The sequence below is a fragment of the Pseudomonas sp. NFACC14 genome, from assembly GCF_900106885.1.
GTDB classification, from domain to species: Bacteria; Pseudomonadota; Gammaproteobacteria; order Pseudomonadales; family Pseudomonadaceae; genus Aquipseudomonas; species Aquipseudomonas fluorescens_AA.
Map to the genome: position 1 here is coordinate 1 of NZ_FNOA01000049.1, position 6228 is coordinate 6228.

At 63.2% G+C, this 6228-nt stretch carries 1 protein-coding gene; it reads right to left on the minus strand.

What is annotated here, in order from left to right:
* Nucleotides 1-6213, minus strand: a 6213-nt coding sequence (locus BLU85_RS30000) for an amino acid adenylation domain-containing protein (protein WP_371914264.1), incomplete at its 3' end; no start/stop codon positions are given.
* Nucleotides 6214-6228 lie beyond the last annotated feature (15 nt).

Consider the following 6228-nt stretch of genomic DNA (forward strand, 5'->3'; position numbering starts at 1 on the left):
CTTAGGCATACCGGTGGAACCGGAGGTGTAGATCACGTAGGCCAGATGGGACGAGGTCAGCTCAGGCACCTGCGGATTCGAGACGGACTCGTCCTGCCAGAGCCCGCTACCGAGGTCGATCACCGGCATCGACGCACCGGTCAACAAACCAACCGTTGCCGATTGGGCCAGCACCACCGCCGGCGCACTGTCTTCCAGCATGTAGGCAATCCGATCCGCCGGATAGGCCGGATCCAGCGGCACATAACCGCCACCCGCCTTCAAGATCGCCAGCAACCCAACGACCATGTCGAGACCACGCTCGACACAGATCGCCACCCGCGAATCCGGCCGCACACCCTGCTTGCGCAGATAATGCGCCAGCCGGTTGGCCTGCTCGTTCAGCTCGCGATAGCTCAGGCGCTGACCGCCATGCAGCACCGCCAATGCATCCGGCGTGCGCTGCACCTGTTCCTCGAACAATCCATGGATGGTCTGTTCCAGTGGGTACTGTGCTTGCGTGGCATTGAAACATTCCAGCTGGCGACGTTCGGCATCGTCCGGCAGCACGATGTCGCTGATGGCGACGCGGGCATCCGCCACCATCGCCCGCAACATGCGTTCCAGATAGCCGAGGTAACGCTCCATGGTCGCCTGGTCGAACAACGCCGTGGCGTACTCCAGGGAGCCTGAAATCAGGCCATCTACCTCACCCAGGTTCAGCGACACATCGAATTTCGCGCTATGCCCCGGTGCCTCCACGGTCTCCAGCATCAGTCCTTCCAGGACGAGGTTCTGTTCAACGGCTGCCTGCCAGGACAGCATGGCCTGGAACAACGGGCTGTGGGACAGGCTGCGCATCGGCTTGACCCGCTCCACCACTTGCTCGAAAGGAAGGTCCTGATGGGCCTGGGCGCTCAACGTCTGTGCTTTTACCCGTTGCAGCAACGTTTCGACGCTCGGCCCCCCGGACACATCAATGGGCACGGCCAGGGTGTTGACGAAGAACCCGATCAGCTCCTCGACCTCCACGCGCCGACGGTTGGCCGTCGGCGAGCCGATGACGATCGTATCCTGCCCCGAGAGGCGACCAAGCACCGCCGCCCAACCGGCCAGCACCGTCATGTACAAAGTCGTACCGTGGCGCTGGCTCAACGCCTTGAGATCGGCCGTCAGCACCCCATCGAAGAGCACCGGCAAACGCGCTCCGGCATAGTCCTGCTGCGCGGGTCGCGGACGGTCTACAGGCAAGGTCAATAAAGGCGGTACATCCGCCAGTGTCCGTTGCCAGTAGGCATTCTGCTCACTCAACACATCGCCGCTCAGCCAGCGGCGCTGCCAGACGGCATAGTCCGCATATTGGATCGGCAGCGGCGGCAACGGATCGGCCGCGCCATGCAGGCAGGCCTGGTAGAGCCTCCCCAACTCACGGACCAGCACATCCATCGACCAACCATCCGAGACGATGTGGTGCAGAGTCACCAGCAGAACATGCGTCTCGTCCGCCAGCCGCACGAGGCGACCGCGGATCAAGGGGCCCTGTCGCAGATCGAACGGCGCCCGCGCCTCGTCCGCGGCCAACCGGGCCAGTTCGCCTTCGGCGTCGGTATGCAGGGACAGGTCATGGAACGTCAAGGCAAAGCCGGCCCCTTCGACGGCGATGCACTGCACCACCTCACCGTCGACCTTGTCGAACGTGGTACGTAACGCTTCGTGACGCGCTACGATCCGGTCCAATGCCCCATGCAGGGCATGCGGTGACAGCCGGCCCTTGAGACGCAAGCCACCGCAGATGTGATAAGCCGCGCTGCCGTCCATCTGCGCCAGGAACCACAGGCGCTGCTGTGCGAACGACAGGGGCAACGCACTGTTGCGCGGTACCGCCTCGATGGGCGGCAACGTGCTTGCCGACGCTTGGGAGGCCCAGGCTGACAATCCCATCAATCCGGAGTTGGCAAACAGTTCCGCCAGGGTCAGCTCCACGCCCAGTTGCTGGCGCACCTGAGACATCAATCGCACGGCCAACAACGAATGCCCGCCCAGCTCAAAGAAATCGTCATGACGACCGATCTGCTCCACGCCCAGCAACTGACGCCAGATATCGGCGATGCGCATTTCCATGTCGCCCCGTGGCGACTCATGGTCGCGGCTCGAATAGGCCGCGCTGTCCGGGGCGGGGAGCGCTCGGCGATCAAGCTTGCCATTGGCTGTCAAGGGCAGCGCGTCGAGGCGCACATAGGCCGACGGCACCATGTGCCGGGGCAAGTGCACCTGCAATTGCGCACGCAAGTTGTCGGCCGTCAGGGCCGGGTATTCGCCCTCGTGTAACGTGTAATAGGCCACCAGACGCTTGTCATCCGGTGTGTCACCAGCCGCGATGACCACAGCCTCGCGCACACCGGCACAATCGCTGAGCCTGGATTCGATTTCACCCAGTTCAATGCGCAAGCCGCGTATTTTCAGCTGACCATCATTGCGTCCCAGGTATTCGATATTGCCGTCCGGCAAATAACGTCCAAGGTCACCGGTACGGTACATCCTTGCGCCTTGCACAGGGTCGAATGGGTCTTGCACGAAACGCTCGGCGGTCAGCTCGGCACGGTTCAAGTAGCCTCGCGCAACCCCTGCGCCCCCGATATAAAGCTCACCCGTCGCACCGACCGGAACCGGTTGCAAGTGTGCATCGAGCAGGTAGATCCGTGTGTTACCCACCGGCTTGCCGATATGCAACACCGCCTGGGAAGCGTCGATCCGGCCCGAGGTGGCGACCACCGTGGTTTCCGTGGGGCCATAGTTGTTGATCAGCGCAAAGCGTGGGTCGACGGGCAGTCGGCGCAGACGGTCACCGCCGATCAGCAGCGTACGCAACCGATCGTGGCTGAGGTTGCCGCCGAAGGCGTACTCGGCAATCGGCGTAGGCAGGAAGCACACATCCAGCGCCTGGGCCTGCCACCAATCCAGCAGTGCGTCGACATCCTCGCTGCCGGCATGGGCCGGTGGCAGCAACAGCGTGGCCCCGGCGCACAGGGCGGGCCAGATCTCCCAGGCCGCGGCGTCGAAACCGAAGCCAGCAACGCTGGACGTGCGGCTGCCGCGCACCAGTTCGAAGGACTGACAATGCCACCCCACCAGGTTGTTGAGGTTGCGATGCTCGACCATCACCCCTTTGGGCAGACCAGTCGACCCCGAGGTGTAGATCACATAGACCAGATGACTCGGCTCCAGGCCCGGCACCTGAGGGTTGACATCGCCGCCGTCCGGGCTGATCTCGTGCTCAATATCAATCACCGGCACCGATGCATCGACCATGAGGCCGCCGGTAGCCAGTTGCACCAGGACCGCCGCCGGGGCGCTGTCTTGCAGCATGTAGGCAATGCGTTCGACCGGATAGGCCGGGTCTATCGGCACGTAACCCGCCCCGGACTTCAGGATGCCCAGCAACCCGACGATCATCTCCAGGCTGCGCTCGACACAGATCGCCACGCGGTCATCCGGGCGCACACCCAGCGCCAGCAGATGATGAGCAACCTGGTTCGCCCGGGTGTTGAGTTCGCCGTAGCTCAGTGACTGGCCTTCATACACCACCGCCGTCGCCTCAGGCTGCATGGTGGCCTGGTCTTCGACCTGGCGATGAATCAGTGCCTGTCCGGCATACACCGCGCTCGTGGCGTTCCAGGTCTCGATCAACTGTCGACGCTCGGCCCGGGGCAGGATGTCCAGGCTGTGCAAAGGCGCCTGCGGTGCTTGCTCCAACGCATCAACCAGGCTTTCCAATGCCACCTGCATATAGCCACAGATGCGCTGGGCGCCGATAGGGGATTGGACTTGCGCCGTGAGGCTGAACCCCTCGCCCAAGTCGTCCACTGAGAGCGTCAGCGGGTAGTTGGTGCGTTCCTCGCCTCCCAGGGCTTCGATCCCCTGCCAGGCTGATGACGATTGCAGTGCGAGGGGTTCGGCCACCGTATGCCGGTAGTTGAGTAATGCGCTGAATAGCGGTGTGGGCGCGGCCACGCCACTGCAACGTTGAGCCAGTGCCAGGGAAGCGTGCTCATGCCCCAACAAACCGGACAACCGTTCATGGGTCGCCAACACGCCGTCACGCACACTGAGTGCCCCCAGTCGCACGCCGATTGGCAAGGTATTGATAAACATGCCCAGTGCTCGGTCGGCGCCTTCGCCGCCCTGCATCCGGCCCATCAATACCGTACCGAACACGACGTCTTCACGGCCCGATACCCGGCCCAGCACCTGAGCCCAGGCCAGATGATGCAGACTGGCCGCACTCACGCCCAACTGGCGCGCCTGCCTGCGCAGGCGTTGGCTCAGATCGGGGGCGATGCCCTGACTGGCTTCTTCGACGCTACTGCCGTCGCCACGCAGATCCTGTAAACCGAACGGCAGCGTCGGTTCATCGATAGCGCCGAGCATCTCGCGGAAAAACGCTTCATGCGCCTTCGGACTGACGCCCAGGCGAGCCTGGGCCACATAATTGCGGTACGGCACCGCATCGCCCATCTGGTCGGTCTGTCCGAGCAAATGAGCCTGCATTTCATGGCGAACCACTTCCAGCGCCGTGTGATCGAGCGCCATGTGATGGAACAGCAGTGTCGCCACCCAACGCCGGTTCACCGCATCCTCGGCAAAGCGGATACGCATCAGCGGAGCCTGGCGGATGTCCAGGCGCGCATCGAAGTCTGCCTGCAGTCGGCCGGCGACATCGCCGTCCTCATGGCGCAACGCCACTTGTTCGACACCCAGCACGGCCTTGCGCCAGACCACTTGCACCGGTTCATCGAGGCCGTCCCAGGCCACGGATGTACGCAGGATGTCGTGACGATCGATCACGCCTTGCAGGGCCTGGGTGAAATCATCGAGGCGTTTGCGGCTATCGAAGGCAAACTGCGCCTGTAATACGTAGGGGTCGCCCTGCTCAGCGGCGAAATGGTGATAAAGGATGCCTTCCTGCAAGGGTGCCAGCGGATAGATGTCTTGCACATTACCCACGCCACCCGGCACGCTCGCCACGATGCGGTCGATAGCCTCCTGGGTCAGTGTCACCAGCGGCAGCAAATCGGGGGTGATGCGTTGACAATCCGGCGCGATCAGGTTCGCCGGAACCTGAATCTCGCGGCCATCATGACTGCCGACCGCAGCCGCCAGCGCGGCCAGGGTGGGCTGGCTGAACAGAATGCGCACATCGGCGCTCAGGTTGACCTGGCGCATCCGCTCGATCAGGCTGACGGCCAGCAGCGAATGACCGCCCAGCTCGAAGAAGTGGTCGTGACGGCCGACCTGTTGCAGGCCCAGCAGGTCCTGCCAGATCTGCGCCAGGGCGATTTCGGTCTCACCTTGTGGAGCTTCGTAGCCGCGGGTGATGAGTGCATCGTGTTCCGGCGCCGGCAAGGCCCTGCGATCGAGCTTGCCATTGGGGGTCAGCGGCAGGGCGTCAAGACGCACATAGGCCACCGGCACCATGTAGGCCGGCAACTGCCCTTGCAGGTAGCTGCGCAGGGTCTCAATATCCACCACGTCGGACTGGGTGAAATAAGCCACCAGGCGCTTGTCGCCCGGCACGTCTTCACGGGCCAGCACCACCGCCTCCTTCACAGCATCATGCCGGGCGAGCTTGGCTTCGATCTCGCCCAGTTCGATGCGGAAACCACGGATCTTCACCTGGTCGTCGTTACGGCCCAGGTATTCGATGTTGCCGTCCGGCAGGTAGCGGCCCAGGTCGCCGGTCCTGTACATCCGAGCATTCGCGGCACGGCTGAACGGATCCTTGAGGAAACGCTCAGCCGTCAGGTCATCACGATTGAGATAACCCCGAGCAACACCCGCACCACCGATGTAAATTTCCCCCGGTACGCCCAGCGGCACCGGTTGCTTGTGCTCATCCAGCAGATAGAACTGGGTATTGGCAACCGGCTTGCCGATATGCGCGGCAAAACCGTCTTCGCGGGCCATGGACACCCAACTGGAATAGGTCGTGGTTTCCGAAGGGCCGTAGAGGTTGCACAGGCGCTTGACCGAAGTCTGCTCGAACAAGGCCTCCACCAGGCTGCGCTTGAGGGCTTCACCGGCCACGTTCACCGTGTCCACGCCCTCACCCAACCCACCGGACTCCAGCAACGCCTTGAGCGCCGACGGCACGGTGTTGATCAGGGTGATGTCGTGCTCGCCCTGCTGCAGTTCCAGCACATTCGTGACCACTTCGATGCTGCCGCCGGACGTCAGCGGTGCGAAGCATTC